This window comes from Streptomyces daghestanicus, assembly GCF_020521275.1.
In the GTDB taxonomy this organism is placed as follows: Bacteria; Actinomycetota; Actinomycetes; order Streptomycetales; family Streptomycetaceae; genus Streptomyces; species Streptomyces griseoviridis.
Genome location: NZ_BNDX01000002.1, coordinates 38,055 through 56,936, shown reverse-complemented (window position 1 = coordinate 56,936; position 18,882 = coordinate 38,055). Strand labels below are relative to the sequence as shown.

Annotated in this window: 14 protein-coding genes and 1 pseudogene; 5 read left to right on the top strand and 10 right to left on the bottom strand. The window is 70.8% G+C overall.

The genetic code is table 11. The features are described from left to right. Window positions 1-10: 10 nt before the first annotated feature. Window positions 11-358, bottom strand: a complete 348-nt coding sequence (locus Sdagh_RS00350; RefSeq protein WP_189421653.1) for a hypothetical protein — start codon at window positions 356-358, stop codon at window positions 11-13. Window positions 359-442: 84 nt separating this feature from the next. Beyond that, window positions 443-1,411 (bottom strand): heme o synthase, encoded by a 969-nt coding sequence (locus Sdagh_RS00345; protein WP_370594878.1) that lies wholly within the window; start codon window positions 1,409-1,411, stop codon window positions 443-445. 372 nt (window positions 1,412-1,783) lie between these two features. On the opposite strand from Sdagh_RS00345, the gene tkt reads away from it, so the two are divergent. The 5 genes from tkt to pgl are packed head-to-tail and all read left to right on the top strand — an operon-like array spanning window position 1,784 to window position 8,400. Further along, the gene (tkt, locus tag Sdagh_RS00340; protein WP_189421652.1) at window positions 1,784-3,871 is read left to right on the top strand and encodes a transketolase; all 2,088 of its coding nucleotides are present in this window, start codon (window positions 1,784-1,786) and stop codon (window positions 3,869-3,871) included. 35 nt (window positions 3,872-3,906) lie between these two features. Then, window positions 3,907-5,025 (top strand): transaldolase, encoded by a 1,119-nt coding sequence (gene tal, locus Sdagh_RS00335; RefSeq protein ID WP_190011554.1) that lies wholly within the window; start codon window positions 3,907-3,909, stop codon window positions 5,023-5,025. Beyond that, the gene (zwf, locus tag Sdagh_RS00330; RefSeq protein WP_308288734.1) at window positions 5,022-6,554 is read left to right on the top strand and encodes a glucose-6-phosphate dehydrogenase; all 1,533 of its coding nucleotides are present in this window, start codon (window positions 5,022-5,024) and stop codon (window positions 6,552-6,554) included. The genes tal and zwf overlap by 4 nt, the downstream gene beginning before the upstream one ends. Then, window positions 6,551-7,615 (top strand): glucose-6-phosphate dehydrogenase assembly protein OpcA, encoded by a 1,065-nt coding sequence (gene opcA, locus Sdagh_RS00325; RefSeq protein WP_189425253.1) that lies wholly within the window; start codon window positions 6,551-6,553, stop codon window positions 7,613-7,615. Before zwf ends, opcA begins: the two co-directional genes overlap by 4 nt. Beyond that, window positions 7,612-8,400, top strand: coding sequence for a 6-phosphogluconolactonase (gene pgl, locus Sdagh_RS00320; RefSeq protein ID WP_226534398.1), 789 nt, complete (start codon window positions 7,612-7,614; stop codon window positions 8,398-8,400). Before opcA ends, pgl begins: the two co-directional genes overlap by 4 nt. A 102-nt stretch (window positions 8,401-8,502) precedes the next feature. Here pgl and pgi read toward each other — a convergent pair whose 3' ends face one another. The 8 genes and pseudogenes from pgi to Sdagh_RS00280 form a co-directional block, all read right to left on the bottom strand. Beyond that, window positions 8,503-10,155, bottom strand: a complete 1,653-nt coding sequence (gene pgi / locus Sdagh_RS00315; RefSeq protein ID WP_226534661.1) for a glucose-6-phosphate isomerase — start codon at window positions 10,153-10,155, stop codon at window positions 8,503-8,505. Between the two features lie 129 nt (window positions 10,156-10,284). Then, window positions 10,285-11,496, bottom strand: a pseudogene (locus tag Sdagh_RS00310) (MFS transporter); the annotation flags it as partial. A 112-nt stretch (window positions 11,497-11,608) separates the two neighbouring features. Then, window positions 11,609-11,944 (bottom strand): RNA polymerase-binding protein RbpA, encoded by a 336-nt coding sequence (locus Sdagh_RS00305; protein ID WP_003957010.1) that lies wholly within the window; start codon window positions 11,942-11,944, stop codon window positions 11,609-11,611. A gap of 234 nt (window positions 11,945-12,178) precedes the next feature. Beyond that, window positions 12,179-12,415, bottom strand: a complete 237-nt coding sequence (gene secG, locus Sdagh_RS00300) for a preprotein translocase subunit SecG (RefSeq protein WP_189423576.1) — start codon at window positions 12,413-12,415, stop codon at window positions 12,179-12,181. A 96-nt stretch (window positions 12,416-12,511) separates the two neighbouring features. Next, window positions 12,512-13,300, bottom strand: a complete 789-nt coding sequence (gene tpiA / locus Sdagh_RS00295) for a triose-phosphate isomerase (RefSeq protein ID WP_189423578.1) — start codon at window positions 13,298-13,300, stop codon at window positions 12,512-12,514. 6 nt (window positions 13,301-13,306) lie between these two features. After that, a complete protein-coding gene (locus Sdagh_RS00290) occupies window positions 13,307-14,518 on the bottom strand; it encodes a phosphoglycerate kinase (RefSeq protein WP_189423581.1) in 1,212 nt (403 codons plus the stop codon). A gap of 131 nt (window positions 14,519-14,649) precedes the next feature. Then, window positions 14,650-15,657, bottom strand: coding sequence for a type I glyceraldehyde-3-phosphate dehydrogenase (gap, locus tag Sdagh_RS00285; protein WP_189423583.1), 1,008 nt, complete (start codon window positions 15,655-15,657; stop codon window positions 14,650-14,652). Window positions 15,658-15,883: 226 nt separating this feature from the next. Then, window positions 15,884-18,853 carry a M14 family metallopeptidase gene (locus Sdagh_RS00280; RefSeq protein ID WP_190078264.1) on the bottom strand — a complete coding sequence of 990 codons (2,970 nt, stop codon included), beginning with the start codon at window positions 18,851-18,853 and terminating at the stop codon, window positions 15,884-15,886. Between the last annotated feature and the right edge of the window lie 29 nt (window positions 18,854-18,882).

The following is an 18,882-nucleotide window of genomic DNA, read 5'->3' as shown; positions in this document are numbered from 1 at the left end:
CCGGGCGGGTTCAGGTGTTGCGGGGCCCGCCGAGCTGGAGGCCGGCCATCCGGGACCACTCGTACGGTCCCGTGCGCACCTTGCCCGCGAACTCGCCGTCGAAGGACTCGTGGACGGTGATCCCGGCCTTCTCGACCGCCTTCTCCGCGATCTCGTACGAGGGCGCGACCACGTCGCCCCAGTCCCCGTCCGCCCCGACGAGCACGATCCGCGCCCCGCGCTGCCCGAGATAGGCCACCTGCCCCTCGGCCCCGCCGTGCGCCTTGGAGAAGGCACCGATCCGCCCGGCCAGCCTGGTCACGGTCCGCTCGGCCTTCGCGTCACCCTGCCGCGTGTCTTCCTGCTGCGTGTCTGCCATGGCCAGATGCTACCGACGGGTAGCGGAAACGGCGACGGGCGGGGCACGTGGTCCGGGCCACGTGCCCCGCCCGTCGAAGCCGGGTCAGCGCAGGAACGGGTCCACCGCCACGGCGAGGAACAGCACCGACACATAGGTGATCGACCAGTGGAACAGCCGCATCTCCTTCAGCTTCGTCCCCGTCGCCTCCGCCTTCGCCCGGTTCTGCAGCCCGTGCGCCTCCCACAGCCACATGCCGCCCGCGAGCAGCGCCACGGCCGTGTAGAACCAGCCGGTGTAGCCGAGCGGGGTCAGCAGCAGGGAGACGACGACCATCACCCAGCTGTAGATGACGATCTGCTTGGCGACGACCTTGTTGGAGGCGATGACCGGCAGCATCGGCACGCCGACGCGCGCGTAGTCGTCCTTGACCTTCATGGACAGCGGCCAGTAGTGCGGCGGCGTCCAGAAGAACATGACCAGGAAGAGGATGACCGGCGCCCAGGAGATCGAGTTCGTCACCGCGGACCAGCCGATCAGCACCGGCAGACAGCCGGCGATCCCGCCCCAGACGATGTTCTGGGAGGTGCGGCGCTTGAGGATCATCGTGTAGACGACGACGTAGAAGAGGAGCGCGCCGAGGGAGAGCCAGGCCGAGAACCAGTTGACGGTGAGGCCGAACAGCAGCGTGGAGACCACCGCGAGGGTGATGCCGAAGACCAGGCACTCGACCGGGCTGACCATGCCGGTGACCAGCGGACGCTGCGACGTGCGGTCCATCAGCGCGTCGATGTCCCGGTCGATGTACATGTTCAGCGCGTTGGCGCCGCCCGCGGAGAGGTAGCCGCCGACACAGGTCAGCAGCACCAGCTTCAGATCGGGCACGCCCTGCTCGGCGAGGAACATCACCGGAACGGTGGTGATCAGCAGAAGCTCGATGATCCGCGGCTTGGTCAGTGCCACGAACGCCTTGACACGGGCCCCGAACGGCCGGTGACTCGGGCTCTGGCTCGTCCCGATAACCCCCGCAGGACGGGATTCAACGGCCGTCACGCACACCCCTGACAGAGACATCCCAGCGAGCTTCCCGTGCATCCCCGTGTGAAGTGCGGGTAAAGGCTCGCGCGTACCACGCCACTTTAGACCGCGCCCGTACCCCGGCCTTCGCGGGGGTGGGGTCGTGTTGGCGGCCGTGCTCCGACGTGCGTACACGGAGTCGATCGAGCAGTCAGATGAGCGCCTCCGTATTCATGTGCCGAATGCCGTTTCACCCGGTCGACAGGCGGATCATCCGGACTCCCGGCAGTCTGGAATAGCGGGGAAAAGCGCACGTACTCACGGGGGTAGGCTCGACAGCGGCCGGCCGATGCCGAAAGAACGCCGGCAGCCGGTGAGCACCCTCGTGCGCACCGGCATCCGACTTGTGGAGAGGAGCCCTGACCCAGGGTGAGCACCAAGCCGACCACCACAGACCTTGAGTGGACCGAGCTGGACCAGCGGGCGGTCGACACCGCACGCGTCCTGGCCGCCGACGCCGTACAGAAGGTCGGTAACGGCCATCCGGGTACGGCGATGAGCCTGGCTCCCGCCGCCTACACCCTCTTCCAGAAGGTGATGCGGCACGACCCCGCCGACGCGAACTGGGTCGGACGGGACCGTTTCGTGCTGTCCGCGGGCCACTCGTCCCTGACCCTCTACACCCAGCTGTACCTGGCCGGCTTCGGCCTGGAGCTGGACGACCTGAAGTCCTTCCGGACGTGGGGTTCGAAGACCCCCGGTCACCCGGAGTACGGCCACACCACGGGCGTGGAGACCACGACCGGCCCGCTGGGCCAGGGTGTCGCCAACGCGGTGGGCATGGCGATGGCCGCCCGCTACGAGCGCGGCCTGTTCGACCCGGAGGCACCGGCCGGCGAGTCGCCGTTCGACCACTTCGTCTACTGCATCGCCGGTGACGGCTGCCTCCAGGAGGGCATCTCCGCCGAGGCGTCCTCCCTCGCGGGCCACCAGAAGCTCGGCAACCTGATCCTGCTGTGGGACGACAACCACATCTCGATCGAGGGCGACACCGAGACCGCCGTCTCCGAGGACACCGTCAAGCGGTACGAGGCGTACGGCTGGCACGTCCAGCGGGTCGCCCCGAAGCCGGACGGCGACCTGGACCCGAACGCCATCTACGACGCGATCGAGGCGGCGAAGAAGGTCACCGACCGCCCCTCCTTCATCGCGATGCGCTCGATCATCGCCTGGCCCGCCCCGAACGCGCAGAACACCGAGGCCGCGCACGGCTCGGCGCTCGGCGACGACGAGGTCGCGGCCACCAAGCGCGTCCTCGGCTTCGACCCGGAGCAGTCCTTCGAGGTCGCCCCCGAGGTGATCGAGCACACCCGCAAGGCCCTGGAGAAGGGCCAGGCGGCCCGCGCCGTCTGGGAGAAGTCGTACCAGCAGTGGCGGGACAACAACCCCGAGCGCGCCGCCGAGTACGACCGGATCGCGCGCGGTGAGCTGCCCGAGGGCTGGGAGGAGAAGATCCCGGTCTTCGAGACCGGCAAGGGTGTCGCCACCCGCGCCGCCTCCGGCAAGGTCCTCCAGGCGCTCGGCGGGGTCATCCCCGAGCTGTGGGGCGGCTCCGCCGACCTGGCCGGGTCGAACAACACCACGATCGACAAGACGTCGTCCTTCCTCCCCGAGGGCAACCCGCTGCCGGAGGCGAGCCCGTACGGCCGCACCATCCACTTCGGCATCCGCGAGCACTCCATGGGCGCGGAGATGAACGGCATCGCGCTGCACGGCAACACCCGCATCTACGGCGGCACCTTCCTGGTGTTCTCCGACTACATGCGCAACGCCGTCCGCCTCTCCGCGCTGATGCACCTGCCGGTGACGTACGTCTGGACGCACGACTCCATCGGCCTCGGCGAGGACGGCCCGACCCACCAGCCGGTCGAGCACCTGGCCTCGCTGCGCGCCATCCCGGGCCTGAACGTGGTCCGGCCGGCCGACGCCAACGAGACCGCCATCGCCTGGCGCGAGATCCTGCGCCGCTGGACGAAGGAGTACGGCAAGGGCCAGCCGCACGGTCTGGCGCTGACCCGCCAGGGCGTGCCGACGTACGAGCCCAACGAGGACGCGGCCAAGGGCGGCTACGTGCTGTTCGAGGCCGAGGGCGGCGAGCCCGAGGTGATCCTGATCGCCACCGGCTCCGAGGTGCACGTCGCCGTCGAGGCGCGCGAGCGGCTCCAGGCCGACGGGACGCCGACCCGGGTCGTCTCGATGCCGTCCGTCGAGTGGTTCGAGCAGCAGGACCAGGGGTACCGGGACAGCGTCCTGCCCCCGGCCGTCAGGGCCCGCGTCGCGGTCGAGGCCGGGATCGGTCTCACCTGGCACAAGTACGTGGGGGACGCCGGCCGCATCGTTTCCCTGGAGCACTTCGGTGCGTCCGCGGACGGCAAGCTGCTCTTCCAGGAGTTCGGTTTCACTGCGGAGAACGTCGTCGAAAAGGCGAGGGAATCCCTCACCGCGGCTCAGCGCTGACGCTCGTATAACGACACGTAGGAGATGCAATTTCCATGACAGACGCACTCAAGCGCCTCTCCGATGAAGGCGTCGCGATCTGGCTGGACGACCTGTCGCGGAAGCGGATCACGTCCGGCAACCTCGCCGAGCTGATCGACCAGCAGCACGTCGTCGGCGTCACCACCAACCCGTCGATCTTCCAGAAGGCGATCTCGCAGGGCGACGGTTACGACCAGCAGCTCTCCGACCTGGCCGCCCGCAAGGTGACCGTCGAAGAGGCCATTCGCATGATCACGACGGCGGACGTCCGCGACGCCGCCGACATCCTGCGCTCCACCTACGAGGCGACCGGCGGCCAGGACGGCCGGGTCTCCATCGAGGTCGACCCGCGCCTGGCGCACGACACCAAGGCGACGGTCGCCGAGGCCAAGCAGCTCGCCTGGCTGGTGGACCGCCCCAACACCCTCATCAAGATCCCGGCGACCGAGGCCGGCATCCCGGCGATCGCGGAGGTCATCGGCCTGGGCATCAGCGTCAACGTCACGCTGATCTTCTCGCTGGAGCGCTACCGCAAGGTCATGGACGCCTTCCTCACCGGCCTGGAGAAGGCCAAGGAGCGCGGCCTGGACCTGTCGGACATCCACTCCGTCGCGTCCTTCTTCGTGTCCCGCGTGGACACCGAGATCGACAAGCGGATCGACGCGCTCGGCACCGACGAGGCCAAGGCGCTGCGCGGCAAGGCCGCTCTCGCCAACGCCCGTCTCGCCTACCAGGCGTACGAGGAGATCTTCTCCGGCGAGCGCTGGGCGGCCCTGGAGAAGGCCGGCGCCCACAGGCAGCGTCCGCTGTGGGCCTCCACCGGCGTCAAGGACAAGGCGTACCAGGACACCATGTACGTCACCGAGCTGGTCGCGCCCAACACGGTGAACACCATGCCGGAGGCGACCCTGTTCGCCACCGAGGACCACGGCGAGATCAAGGGTGACGCCGTCTCCGGCACGTACGAGCAGGCCCGCGCCGACCTCGACGCGGTCGAGGCGCTCGGCATCTCCTACGACGAGGTCGTCCGGCTCCTGGAGGACGAGGGCGTGGCGAAGTTCGAGGACGCCTGGACCGACCTGCTGAAGTCGACCGAGGCCGAGCTCAAGCGCCTCGCCCCGTCGGAGGGCTGAGATCCTTGTCGAGCAGCAACCCGCTGCGTGACCCCGCAGACCGACGGCTCCCGCGTATCGCGGGGCCGTCGGGTCTGGTCATCTTCGGCGTCACCGGCGATCTGTCCCGCAAGAAGCTCATGCCCGCCGTCTACGACCTCGCCAACCGGGGTCTGCTGCCGCCGGGCTTCTCACTCGTCGGCTTCGCCCGCCGCGACTGGGAGCACGAGGACTTCGCCCAGGTCGTGCACGACGCCGTCAAGGAGCACGCCCGTACGCCGTTCCGCGAGGAGGTCTGGCAGCAGCTCATCCAGGGGATGCGCTTCGTCCAGGGCACCTTCGACGACGACGACGCGTTCGAACGGCTGCGCGACACCATCGGGGAACTGGACCAGGCCCAGGGCACCGGCGGCAACTTCGCCTTCTACCTGTCCGTCCCGCCGAAGTCCTTCCCCGTGGTCATCCAGCAGCTCAGGAAGCACGGGCTGGCCGACCAGTCGGGCGGTTCCTGGCGGCGCGCGGTCATCGAGAAGCCCTTCGGCCACGACCTGAGGTCGGCCGAGGAGCTCAACGCCATCGTCCACGAGGTCTTCGCCCCGGACCAGGTCTTCCGCATCGACCACTACCTGGGCAAGGAGACCGTCCAGAACATCCTGGCGCTGCGCTTCGCCAACACGATGTTCGAGCCGATCTGGAACCGGTCCTACGTCGACCACGTGCAGATCACCATGGCCGAGGACATCGGCATCGGCGGCCGGGCCGGCTACTACGACGGTATCGGCGCCGCCCGTGACGTCATCCAGAACCACCTCCTGCAGCTGCTCGCGCTGACCGCGATGGAGGAGCCCGCCTCCTTCGACGCCGACGCGCTGGCCGCGGAGAAGACCAAGGTCCTCGGCGCGGTCCGGCTCCCCGCCGACCTGGGCCGGGACACCGTCCGCGCCCAGTACGCGGCGGGCTGGCAGGGCGGCGCGGCGGCGGTCGGCTACCTCGAGGAGGACGGCATCGACCCGAAGTCGAAGACCGACACCTACGCCGCGATCAAGGTCGGGATCGACAACCGCCGCTGGGCGGGCGTCCCCTTCTACCTGCGCACCGGCAAGCGCCTGGGCCGGCGGGTCACCGAGATCGCGGTCGTCTTCCAGCGCGCCCCGCACTCCCCCTTCGACTCCACGGCCACCGAGGAACTCGGGTCGAACGCGATCGTCATCCGCGTCCAGCCCGACGAGGGCGTCACCGTCCGCTTCGGCTCCAAGGTGCCGGGCACCTCGATGGAGATCCGGGACGTGTCGATGGACTTCGCCTACGGCGAGTCCTTCACCGAGTCCAGCCCCGAGGCGTACGAGCGGCTGATCCTGGACGTCCTCCTCGGCGACGCCAACCTCTTCCCGCGCACGGAGGAGGTCGAGCTGTCCTGGAAGATCCTCGACCCGATCGAGGAGTACTGGGACACCCACGGCACCCCGGCCCAGTACCCGGCGGGTACCTGGGGCCCGGTCGAGGCGGACGAGATGCTGGAGCGAGACGGACGGAGCTGGCGCCGGCCATGAAGATCGACCTCACGGACACCACGGCCAGCAAGATCAACAAGGCGCTGGTGCAGGGCCGCCGCGCCATCGGCACCCCGGCCGTCGGCATGGTGCTCACCCTCGTCATCGTCACCGACGAGGAGAACGCCTACGACGCCCTGAAGGCCGCCGGCGACGCCGCGCACGAGCACCCCTCGCGCACGCTCCTGGTCATCAAGCGCGTCTCGCGCTCCCCCCGGGACCGCACCAGGTCCCGGCTGGACGCCGAGGTCCGCCTCGGCGCCGACGCCGGCACCGGCGAGACGGTCGTCCTGCGGCTGTACGGCGATGTCGTCGACCACGCCCAGTCGGTGGTGCTGCCGCTGCTGCTCCCCGACGCGCCCGTCGTGGCGTGGTGGCCGGTGAACGCCCCGCTGGAACCGGCCAAGGACCCGCTCGGTGCCCTGGCCCAGCGCCGGGTCACCGACACCTACGCCTCCGAGGAGCCGGTACGGGATCTGGCGGCCCGCGCCAAGGCGTACGCCCCCGGCGACACCGACCTCTCCTGGACCCGCATCACGCCGTGGCGCTCGATGCTGGCGGCGGCCCTTGACCAGGTCGACTGCGAGGTGCAGAGCGTCGAGGTGGAGGGCGAGGAGTTCAACCCGAGCTGCGAGCTGCTCGGGATGTGGCTCGCGGACCGCCTCGGCGTGCCGGTGCGGCGGTCCCGCTCCGCCGGGCCCGGCCTCACCGCGGTGCGGATGGAGACGGACTGCGGGCCGATCGCCCTGGACCGGGCGGACGGCACGCTGGCCCACCTCTCCATCGAGGGCCAGCCCAACCGCGCGGTGGCACTCAAGCGCCGGGACACCGCCGAGCTGATCGCCGAGGAACTGCGCCGGCTCGACCCGGACGACACCTACGCGTCGGCGCTGCGGTACGGCGTCGGGCGGCTGGCGGACTCGGGCGGCTCGGCCGGTGGGGGCGGCTCGGCCAAAGGGGAGGGGGCCGTCGCGGTCGCCACTCCCGTCGAGGACGCCGCCAAGGCACCTGCTCAAGCGGCGGCGAAGAAGGCGCCGGTGAAGAGGAGGGCGGCGAAGTGAGCGCGCACACCCCTCAGCTGGTCGTGCACCGCGACAAGGAGCTGATGGCCCAGGCCGCCGCGGCCCGGCTCATCACCAAGATCGTGGACGCGCAGGCCTCCCGGGGCCACGCCTCCGTGGTCCTGACCGGTGGCCGCAACGGCAACGGCCTGCTGGCCGCCCTCGCGGCCTCCCCCGCCCGGGACGCCATCGACTGGAGCCGCCTCGACCTGTGGTGGGGCGACGAGCGGTTCCTGCCCGAGGGCGACCCGGACCGCAATGTCACGCAGGCCCGCGAGGCCCTGCTGGACGCGGTCGGTCTCGACCCGAAGCGGGTGCACGCGATGCCCGCCTCGGACGGCCCGTACGGCTCCGACGTCGACGCCGCCGCGGCGGCCTACGCGGAGGAACTCGCACAGGCCGCCGAGCCCGAGGACCACGCCGCCGTGCCCGCCTTCGACGTCCTGCTCCTCGGCGTCGGCCCGGACACGCACGTCGCCTCGCTCTTCCCGGAGCTGCCGGCGGTGCGCGAGACCGAGCGCACGGTGGTCGGCGTCCACGGCGCCCCCAAGCCGCCGCCGACCCGGGTGACCCTCACCCTTCCGGCGATCCGGGCCGCCCGCGAGGTGTGGCTGCTGGCGGCCGGTGAGGACAAGGCGGAGGCCGCGGCGATCGCCCTGTCCGGCGCGGGCGAGATCCAGGCCCCGGCGGCGGGCGCGGTGGGCCGGGCCCGCACGCTGTGGCTGCTGGACTCGGCGGCGGCCTCCCAGCTGCCGCGCTCGATGTACCCGCCGGCCTCGGCGTGACCGGCTGACGTCGGCTGTTCCGGACGGACCCCCGTCGCCCCCCTGGGTGACGGGGGTCCGTCGTTTCCTCCTGGGGTGACGGGGTCCGTCGCTCACCCGCGCCTACTGCCGGCCGCGCAGCTCCCGGTAGGCGCCGACGAGGGCCTCGGTGGAGGCGTCCAGCCCCGGCACCTCCGCGCCCTCGGTGAGGGCGGGTTCGACGCGCTTGGCGAGGACCTTGCCGAGTTCGACGCCCCACTGGTCGAAGGAGTCGATGTTCCAGATGGCGCCCTGGACGAAGACCTTGTGTTCGTAGAGGGCGATGAGCTGGCCGAGGACGGAGGGGGTCAGCTCGCGCGCGAGGATGGTCGTCGTGGGGTGGTTGCCCTGGAACGTCTTGTGCGCGACCAGGTCCTCGGGGACGCCTTCGGCGCGGACCTCGTCGGGGGTCTTGCCGAAGGCGAGGGCCTGGGTCTGGGCGAAGAAGTTGGCCATCAGCAGGTCGTGCTGGGCGGCCAGGCGGTCGTCCAGCCCGGCGACGGGGCGGGCGAAGCCGATGAAGTCCGCCGGGATCAGCTTCGTGCCCTGGTGGATGAGCTGGTAGTAGGCGTGCTGGCCGTTGGTGCCGGGGGTGCCCCACACGACCGGTCCGGTCTGCCACCGCACGGGCTGTCCGTCGCGGGTGACGGACTTGCCGTTGGACTCCATGTCGAGCTGCTGGAGATAGGCGGTGAACTTCGACAGGTAGTGGCTGTAGGGCAGGACGGCGTGGGACTGGGCGTCGTGGAAGTTGCCGTACCAGACGCCGAGCAGGCCCAGGATCAGCGGGGCGTTGGCCTCGGCGGGGGCGGTGCGGAAGTGGTCGTCGACGATGCGGAACCCGTCGAGCAGTTCGCGGAAGCGGTCCGGGCCGATGGCGATCATCAGGGACAGGCCGATCGCGGAGTCGAAGGAGTACCGGCCGCCGACCCAGTCCCAGAACCCGAACATGTTGGCCGTGTCGATGCCGAAGTCCGCGACCTTCTCCGCGTTGGTCGACAGGGCCACGAAATGCCTGGCGACGGCCGCCTCGTCCTTCAGCGCGTCCAGCAGCCAGGCCCGCGCCGAGGTGGCGTTGGTGATCGTCTCGATCGTGGTGAACGTCTTGGAGGCGACGATGAACAGCGTCTCGGCCGGGTCCAGGTCCCGGACGGCCTCGTGCAGGTCGGCGCCGTCCACGTTCGACACGAAGCGGACGGTCAGCTCGCGGTCGGTGAACGCGCGCAGCGCCTCGTAGGCCATCGCGGGACCGAGGTCGGAACCGCCGATACCGATGTTGACGACGTTGCGGATGCGCCGGCCGGTGTGGCCGGTCCACTCCCCGGACCGCACCCGCCCGGCGAAGCCGGCCATCTTGTCCAGGACGGCGTGCACACCGGGCACGACGTTCTCACCGTCGACCTCGACGGCCGCGTCCGCCGGAGCGCGCAGCGCGGTGTGCAGCACCGCCCGGCCCTCGGTGACGTTGATCTTCTCCCCGCGGAACATCGCGTCCCGCAACTCGAAGACGTCCGTGGCGGCGGCCAACTCCCGCAGCAGCGCCAGCGTCTCGTCGGTGATCAGGTGCTTGGAGTAGTCGAGGTGGAGGTCGCCCACCCTGAGGGTGTAACCGGTGCCGCGGCCCGGGTCCGCGGCGAACAGCTCGCGCAGGTGTGTCGCGCCCAGCTCCTCGCGGTGCTTGGCCAGGGCGGTCCATTCGGGCGTCTGGTCGAGCCTGGTACGGCCGTCTGCGTTCATGTCGGACTTCCGCCTTCTTTCCTGCCGGTCCGTGCTGCGTGCTGTGCCCCGCTGCCGTCCCAACCTAATGGACGGGAGGTGGGCTGACCTGTCGTCGGACGGTCGTCTTCCGGTGGCGGGTGCGTCCGGCCGGAGCCCGGGTATCAGCGCGGCGACGGCCAGGACGAAGACGGCCGCGGCGAGCAGCGCCGGGGTGTGGGCGCCCCAGGCCGCCGCGGCGGCCCCGCCCAGCAAGGCGCCCAGCGGCGCGCCGGCCACTCCGAGCGTCCGGTAGGCGGAACTGATCCGGCCCAGCATCCCGGCCGGGGCGCGCCGCTGCGTCAGCGTGGCCGTACTGGCGTTCCACACCATGCCCAGGAAGCCGAACACGGCCAGGGCCGCGGCCAGGACGGGCAGGCTGCGCACCGCCCCCATCACGACGAGCGCCCCGGTCTGGACGGTCCCGGCGAGGAGCACCGCGCGCCCGTACCCGGTGCGGGCGACGAGACGGCGGTGCGCCACTCCCCCGGCCAGCGACCCGACGGTGTACGCGGTGATCACCGCCGCGTATCCGGCCGTGCCCGCGTCGAGCCGGTCGGTGACCAGGACCACCAGGGTGGCGATGAGGGCACCCATGCCGATGTTGCACAGGGCGGTCGCGGCGCACAGGCCGCGCAGCAGCCGGTCCCGGGCGAGGGCGCGCAGCCCCTCGGCGATCTCCCGGCGCAGGGTGCCGCCGGTGGCCTTGTGAGCCCGCTCGGGGCCGACGCCGCGCAGCGAGGCGACCAGCGCGGCGGCCAGCAGGAAGGTGACGGCGTCCACCGCGAAGGGGGCGGCGGCGCTCGCCGTGAGCAGCACCGCGACGACCGGCCCGCCCAGCAGCCCGCCGGCCAGCCGCTGCCCGGTCAGCAGCCGGGCGTTGGCACTGCCCAGCGCGTCGGCGGGGACCAGGGAGGGCAGCAGGGCCGTGGCCGCGTTGTCGAAGAGGGTCTGGAGGGTGGTGAGGGCGAAGGCCAGGGCGAGCAGCAGTGCGATGGAGCCGTGGCCGCTGCCGACGGCCACCGCGAAGCACGCGACCAGCAGCCCCCGTACCACGTCGACGGCCCACATCGCGCGCCGCTGGTCCACCCGGTCGGCGACCGCGCCGCCGAGCAGTCCGAAGACCAGCCAGGGCAGATAGCCGCAGGCGGTCACCGAGGCGATGAGCAGGGGGTCGTCGGTCAGCGACACGGCCAGCAGGGGCAGCGCGGCCGTGCGCAGCGCGTCTCCGAAGGACGAGAGCACGGCGGCGCTCCACAGCCGCCCGAATCCCCCGCGCCACGCGGGCGCGCACTCGCCCACCGTCGTCCCCGCCGTCGCCATGACCGTCCCCCACGATTCGTCCGATGCGCAAACCGTAGAGGGCACCACTGACAACGGGTCGGCCAGACGGCTCCGGCCGGGCACCTCGTGGGTCCCCGGCCGGTGTCAACTGCTAGATCTCGCCCCGCAGTTTGGCGAGCGCCTCGGCGAGGATCGCCTCGCCGTCGGCGTCACTGCGGCGTTCGCGCACATACGCCAGGTGGGTCTTGTAGGGCTCGGTGCGCGGTGGGTCCGGCGGATTGTCCCGGTCCTGCCCGGCGGGGAAGCCACAGCGAGGGCAGTCCCACGTGTCGGGCACCTGCGCGTCGCTGGCGAAGCTCGGCTGTGTCTCGTGCCCGTTGGAGCACCAGAAGGAGATGCGCAGACGCGGCGCTGACTCGCCGCGCTCGGCCTCGCCCATCGGCCCCGCTCCGACCCGGCTTCCCCGGATCGCGTTGCCACTTGCCACGGTCGTAACTCCCTGCGTGATGGTGCCGCAAAGCGAGTCGGCGTTTCGCTTCGCTGCGAGCGCCTCAGTCTACGTAAGGCCCAACGCGCGTCCAGTGACGGGAGTTACCGGCCCCCCACCGAGACACAGGCCCCTCAAGACGCACGCCCCATGATAGGCCGCGCTCATCAGCGCGTACCGAACATGGGGCGTTGTGTGGAGAACTGCGGCGGGCGAGCCGCGGGCGCGTCCGCGTCAGCTGTTCGTCTTCATCAGCAGAGCCAGCACGATGATGCACACGAACCACAGCAGACCGACCACCACGGTGATCCGGTCGAGGTTGCGCTCGGCGACCGAGGAGCCGCCGACGGACGACTGCATGCCGCCGCCGAACATGTCGGAGAGGCCGCCGCCCTTCCCCTTGTGCATCAGCACCAGCAGCATCAGCAGCAGGCTGAAGACGATCAGGGCGATCGAGAACCCCAAAACCACGGCTGGACCAACTTCCTCGGATTCGGATGGGCGACAGGGGCACAGCCACCGGGCTGTGCCCCCGCAAGGGTACGACGGATCGCGCCTACCAGGAACTCACTGGTCGCGGAAGCGGACGATCTTGACGAACTCGTCGGCGTCCAGGGACGCCCCGCCGACCAGCGCACCGTCGATGTCGGCCTGCGCCATGATCTCGGCGACGTTGCCCGACTTGACCGAGCCGCCGTACTGGATGCGGACCTTGTCGGCCAGCTCCTGGGTGTACAGCTCGGCGAGCTTGCCGCGGATCGCCGCGCAGACCTCCTGCGCGTCCTCGGCGCCGCAGACCTTGCCGGTGCCGATGGCCCAGACGGGCTCGTAGGCGATCACGACGGACTCGGCCTGCTCGGCCGGGAGGTCCTTCAGACCGCCCTCGACCTGGGCGAGGGTGTGGGAGACGTGGTTGCCCGCGTCGCGGACCTCCAGCTCCTCGCCGACGCACAGGATCGGGGTGAGGCCGTGCTTGTAGGCGGCCTTGACCTTGGCGTTGACCTGCTCGTCGGTCTCGTTGTGGTACTGCCGGCGCTCGGAGTGCCCGATCGCGACGTAGGTGCACTTCAGCTTGGCGAGCATCGGGCCGGAGATCTCGCCGGTGTAGGCGCCGCCGTCGTGCGCCGAGATGTCCTGGGCGCCGTACTTGATCTTCAGCTTGTCGCCGTCGACCAGGGTCTGCACCGAGCGCAGGTCGGTGAAGGGGGGCAGGACGGCGACCTCGACGGCCTCGTAGTCCTTGTCGGCCAGGGCGAAGGCGAGCTTCTGGACGTGGGCGATGGCCTCCAGGTGGTTGAGGTTCATCTTCCAGTTGCCCGCCATCAGCGGCGTGCGGCCCGTTTCGGGAGCGGTCATCGAGGGTCAGTCCTCCAGTGCGGCGAGGCCGGGGAGCGTCTTGCCCTCGAGGTATTCGAGGGAGGCGCCGCCACCGGTCGAGATGTGGCCGAATGCCTTTTCGTCGAAGCCCAGGGTGCGGACGGCCGCGGCGGAGTCGCCGCCGCCGACCACGGAGAAGCCCGAGGCGTCGACGAGGGCCTGGGCGACCGCCTTGGTGCCCTCGGCGTAATCGGGGTGCTCGAAGACGCCCATGGGGCCGTTCCAGAAGACGGTGGCCGCGTCGGCGAGCTTCGAGGCGTACAGCTTGCGGGTCTCCGGACCGATGTCCAGGCCCTCCTGGTCGGCGGGGATGGCGTCCGCGGCGACGGTGGTGGGGTGGGCCGGGGCCTTGGTCTTCAGGTCCGGGAACTCGGTCGAGACCAGCACGTCGACGGGGAGCACCAGCTCCACGCCGTTCTTCTCCGCGCGCTCGATGTACTCCTTGACGGCCGGGATCTGGTCCTCCTGGAGGAGGGAGATGCCGACCTCGTACCCCTTGGCCTTGAGGAAGGTGTACGCCATGCCGCCGCCGATGAGCAGCCGGTCGGCCTTGCCGAGGAGCTGGTCGATGACGGCGAGCTTGTCGGAGACCTTGGCGCCGCCGAGCGCGACCACGTACGGCCGCTGGACGTCGTCGGTGAGCTTCTTCAGGACGCCGACCTCGGTGGCGATGAGGTGGCCGGCGTAGTGCGGGAGCTTCTTCGGCAGGTCGAAGACGGAGGCGTGCTTGCGGTGCACGGCGCCGAAGCCGTCACCGACGTACACGTCGGCCAGGCCGGCGAGCTTGTCGGCGAAGGCGGCGCGCTCGGCGTCGTCCTTGCTGGTCTCCCCGGCGTTGAAGCGCAGGTTCTCGAGGACGGCGACCTGACCGTCGGCGAGGCCGGTGACGACCGACTCGGCGGCGGTGCCGACGGTGTCCTCGGCGAAGGCGACGTCGGCGCCGAGCAGCTCACCGAGCCGGGCGGCGGCCGGGGCGAGGGAGAAGGCGGGGTCCGGGGCGCCCTTGGGGCGGCCCAGGTGCGAGGCGACGATCACGCGCGCGCCCGCCTCGGCCAGGGCCTTGACGGTGGGCAGCACGGCGCGGATGCGGCCGTCGTCGGTGATGGTGGTGCCGTCCAGCGGGACGTTGAGGTCGGCGCGGACGAAGACGCGCTTGCCCGCGACGCCTTCGGAGAGCAGTTCGTCGATCGTCTTCATGCAGCAACTCCTGGGGCTGGTGATCGCTCGTGATCCTACGAGGGCCGGTCGTACCGGACGCGCGGCAGGGCTCGGACGGCGTGTGTGCCGTCCGAGCCCTGCCGGCGCATCGAGAGTGCCTGCTCGGTCGGTCAGAGCTGGCTGCCGACGAAGACCGTGAGGTCGACGAGGCGGTTGGAGTAGCCCCACTCGTTGTCGTACCAGCCGATGACCTTCACGTTCTTGCCGTCCTGGACCATGGTCAGGGACGAGTCGAAGGTGCAGGACGCCGGGGCGTTGACGATGTCGGAGGAGACGATCGGGTCCTCGGTGTAGTCGAGGATGCCTTCCAGCTCGCCCTCGGCGGCCTTCTGGAAGGCGGCGTTGATCTCGTCCTTGGTGACCTCGCGGGAGAGCTCCAGGACGAGGTCGGTGACCGAGCCGGTGGGGACCGGGACGCGCATCGCGATGCCGTCCAGCTTGCCCTTGAGCTGCGGGAGGACCAGGGCGGTGGCCTTGGCGGCGCCCGTCGTGGTCGGGATGATGTTCTCGGCGGCGGCGCGGGCGCGGCGGAGGTCCTTGTGCGGGAAGTCCAGGATGCGCTGGTCGTTGGTGTACGCGTGGACCGTCGTCATCAGGCCCTTGACGATGCCGAAGTTCTCGTCGAGCACCTTGGCCATCGGCGCCACGCAGTTGGTGGTGCAGGAGGCGTTGGAGATGACGTGGTGGTTCGCCGGGTCGTACGTGTCCTGGTTGACGCCCATCACGATGGTGACGTCCTCGTCCTTGGCCGGAGCCGAGATGAGGACCTTCTTGGCGCCGCCGGCGATGTGCTTCTCGGCGTCGGCCTTGTTGGTGAAGATGCCGGTCGACTCGATGACGATGTCGACGCCCAGCTCGCCCCACGGGATGTCGGCGGGGTTGCGCTCGGCGAGCACCTTGATGGTCCTGCCGCCGACGGTGATGGTGTCCTCGGTGTGGCTGACCTCCTGCTTGAGGCGCCCGAGGATGGTGTCGTACTTCAGCAGGTGAGCGGTGGTCGCGGTGTCACCCAGGTCGTTGACAGCCACGATCTCGATGTCTGCACCCTGCTCCAGCAACGCGCGGAAGTAGTTACGACCGATGCGGCCAAAGCCGTTGATGCCTACGCGGATCGTCACGAACCGATCTCCTCGTTGGTACGTCGGCGGCTCGACGCCGACAAGCTGTATGGGATGTCCCCGACCACCTACGACCCTACCTCTGCTGGGCCATAAGGGTGACATCGAGATCGGGCGTACGCGGCATGGCGTCCCGTACCCGGCGGTAGCGGTACGGAACGCCATGTGAGCGGGGGATCGATCACCTGATTTGGTTACAGATCGTCGACCCGCATTGACCCGTGCGTCACTCGTTCAGGGCACGCAGGGCCGCGCCCAGCAGCGCCGCCCGGTCGGCCGCCGCCGTCAGGTGCTCCAGGCCGAAGCCCAGCAGCACGGTGTCGTCCGTGGTGACCGCGCCGTAGGTCCGGAACAGGGTTCCGGTGCGGGTCCAGTCCCGCAGGACGGCGGGGCTGCCCGCGGGCGGCCCGGCGGCCTCCCAGGCCCCGAGCGAGGTCTCGAAGCCCTCGGTGCCGGTGGCCGTGCCGCCGACGACGAGGGAGGTCTCGTCGGCCAGGACTCCCCGGCCGCCGGTGCCGGGGTCGGTGACGTAGGCGATCGACACCTCGACGTTCTTCCCGGCGTACGCGCTCAGGTCGAAGGAGACCTGGCGCCAGCCGCCGGAGGAGCCGGTGAGGCTGTGCCAGGCCCCGGTGGTCCCGGTCGCGGCGCAGCCGTCGTCGCCGAGGGTCAGGTAGTGCTCCAGCCAGGGGTGCTCACCGAGGTAGTAACCGGCCCCGCACTCCGCCGGTACGGCGGCGCGGGTGGCGCCGCCCCGCTCGGGGAGGGTCGTCCAGTCGTCGGCGCCGGCGGTGCGGGCCTCGACGATCACATGGTCGTAGCCCTCCTCGGTGTCCCACAGCAGCCGCGCGCTCAGCGTGGGTGCCTGGGCGGCGGCGGTGCCGGTGAGGTCGACGGTGCGGGTGAGGCGCTTGTAGGCGTCGTCGGTGTGGACGGCGGCGGCCATCCACTCCCCCGCGTACGGCCCGTACGGGCTGACCGTGCCGGCGAACTGCCCCGCGCCCGCGCTCGCGAACTGCGGGTAGGTCTCCACGGGCAGCTGGTCCGAGGTCACGCTGTACGTCCCGGCCCGGTCCAGCGGGTTGCCGGGCGCGGCGCCGAGCGGGCCACCGGTGCCGTCGAGCGCGCCGGAGCCGGTGAAGGCGGTGGCGCCGGAGGTGGCGGTGCGGGTGTAGGCGCCCAGGTAGTACTGGCTGAAGTCGTCCGACAGGTTGCCGCCGCCGAGGTCGACGCTGCCGCCGGCCTGCTCGCCCGCCTCGACCAGCTTGCCGCCCTCGTTGAGGAAGGCGCGCAGCTGGAGCTGGGTGGCGTTGCCGGGGGCGGCGGCGCCGCTGTAGTGGACGACGGTGCGGAAGTGGGAGAGGACGCCGAGCGCGTCGGGCGCGCCCCGGTCGGCGACGTCCCATACGGCGGCCCGGTGCCCGTTGGCCGTCAGGGCGTCCGCGTACGTCCGTGCCTGGGTGGCCGGCGTGCCCTCCTCGGCGACGACGAGGACGTCCGCGCGGGGCCGTTCGGCGACCGTGTACGTGAAGCGCGTGCCGGAGACCGGCTTGCCCTGTCCGCTCCGCCCGGTGAACCAGACCTCGACCCGGTCGCCCGGCCGGCCGTCCTCCACCTCGGCGCGGTACTCGTCGAAGTACAGGTCGTCCTCGCCGCCGTAGGTCTCGCCGCCCTTCCAGGGGCGCAGCGGCTCGTCGTGGACGCGACCGCCGTTGACGCGGTACTTCAGCTCCTTGTCGCGCACCGACTTGCGGGCGACGACGGCCACTTCCTGGTCGGCGCCGCGGGAGTAGGAGGTGCCGAAGGTCTTGGGGGTGAAGTCGGCGGCTTCCAGGCCGACGGACGAGGACGGCCGGTCGGGGTGGGATGCGGTCTCGGCGACGGAGAGCGCGAAGGGGACGTTCTTCTCGAACTCCTGCCGGATCAGCCTCTCGTCGTCCGGGAAGTTGAAGACCGACTGGCAGTCGGACGCGTTCCACTCGTCGTCGGGGTCGACGGCCGAGGCGGTCTGGCAGGTCGACATCTCGGGGGTGAACATCGCCATGCCGTTGACGTTGGCGGCGTGGCCGTCCGCTTCGCCGTTGGTGGTGTACAGCTCCGAGGAGACCTGGGGGTGGTAGCCGGGGATCGCGGAGTTGTCCGGGGTGCCGGCCAGGGCCCGGTAGAGGACGTCGTCCGGGGTGTCGGTGGCGACCTGCCAGCCGACGCCGTAGAGGAGGAGTTCGGCGGCGGAGTGGTAGTTGATGCCGTACTCGAAGCCGATGCGCTTCTCGAAGGCGTCCAGCGCCTTGGTCTCGGGCTCCGAGCCCGGACCGGCGCCGCGGTAGGTCTGGCTGGTGGGGTTGGGGGACGAGCCCTCGTCGTCGTAGCCCCACTTGTAGGCGAAGTTGCGGTTGAGGTCGACGCCGTCGCCGGTGCCGATGGCGCCGTCGCCGTTGACGTCGCGCAGGTTCTTGCGCCACAGGCGGTTGTCGGCGGACTCGAAGGTGTGGTCGTAGCCGTCGCGGTTGGCGGACAGCAGGAACCACAGTTCGGTGGAGTCGACGATCTTCTTGACGCGCCGGTCGGTCCGGTAGTGGTCCAGGTAGTGGTGCATCAGCCGCCGCGTCATCTCGGGGGTGATCCACTCGCGGGCGTGCTGGTTGGAGGCGTACAGGACGGAGGGTCTGGAGCCGTCCTTCGACGTCTTCGCGCCCTTGGTGAGCTTCAGGGCGAGGATGTCCTGCCCATTGACGGTCCTGCCGATGGAGACGACCTTGGTGAGGCCGGGGTTCTCCTGGGCGGTGCGGAGGATCTCCTCCTTCAGTCCGCCCCTGCCGCTGTACGGGCGGTAGACCCCCTCGGCGGCGGCTTCGACGCGCTGTTCGGCGCGGGCGGAGAGGGTGTGCTCGGTGAGGTCGACGCCCTGCTTCTCCAGCTTCCGGGCCTGCCGGTCGGTGAGGTAGACCTCGACGGAGGCCGTGCCCTTGTCGGGCACCCGCTCGCCGAGTTCGTGGGCGTCCTGCCCGGCGGCGAGCAGCAGCGGCACCTGGCGCTGGGTGACGTCGGCGCGGAAGACCTTCACTTCCTGCGCGTCCGGGGCGGCGGCAGCGGGCCGCGCCTGGGCGGCGGGCGCGAAGCTCGCGCCACCGATCAGGAGGGCGCCGACGGCGAGGATCGCTCTCGCTCCGCGTCGTCCGTGTCGTCCTTGTCTCATGACCCCCCCTTGCGGTGGTTCGCCACAGT

What these genes read in the sequence shown, in the direction of transcription:
- Sdagh_RS00350 (WP_189421653.1), bottom strand. Translation starts at nt 358, where the DNA reads ATGGCAGACACGCAGCAGGAAGACACGCGGCAGGGTGACGCGAAGGCC.
- Sdagh_RS00345 (WP_370594878.1), bottom strand. Translation starts at nt 1,411, where the DNA reads ATGTCTCTGTCAGGGGTGTGCGTGACGGCCGTTGAATCCCGTCCTGCG.
- tal (WP_190011554.1), top strand. Translation starts at nt 3,907, where the DNA reads ATGACAGACGCACTCAAGCGCCTCTCCGATGAAGGCGTCGCGATCTGG.
- opcA (WP_189425253.1), top strand. Translation starts at nt 6,551, where the DNA reads ATGAAGATCGACCTCACGGACACCACGGCCAGCAAGATCAACAAGGCG.
- pgi (WP_226534661.1), bottom strand. Translation starts at nt 10,155, where the DNA reads ATGAACGCAGACGGCCGTACCAGGCTCGACCAGACGCCCGAATGGACC.
- tpiA (WP_189423578.1), bottom strand. Translation starts at nt 13,300, where the DNA reads ATGACCGCTCCCGAAACGGGCCGCACGCCGCTGATGGCGGGCAACTGG.
- Sdagh_RS00290 (WP_189423581.1), bottom strand. Translation starts at nt 14,518, where the DNA reads ATGAAGACGATCGACGAACTGCTCTCCGAAGGCGTCGCGGGCAAGCGC.
- Sdagh_RS00280 (WP_190078264.1), bottom strand. Translation starts at nt 18,853, where the DNA reads ATGAGACAAGGACGACACGGACGACGCGGAGCGAGAGCGATCCTCGCC.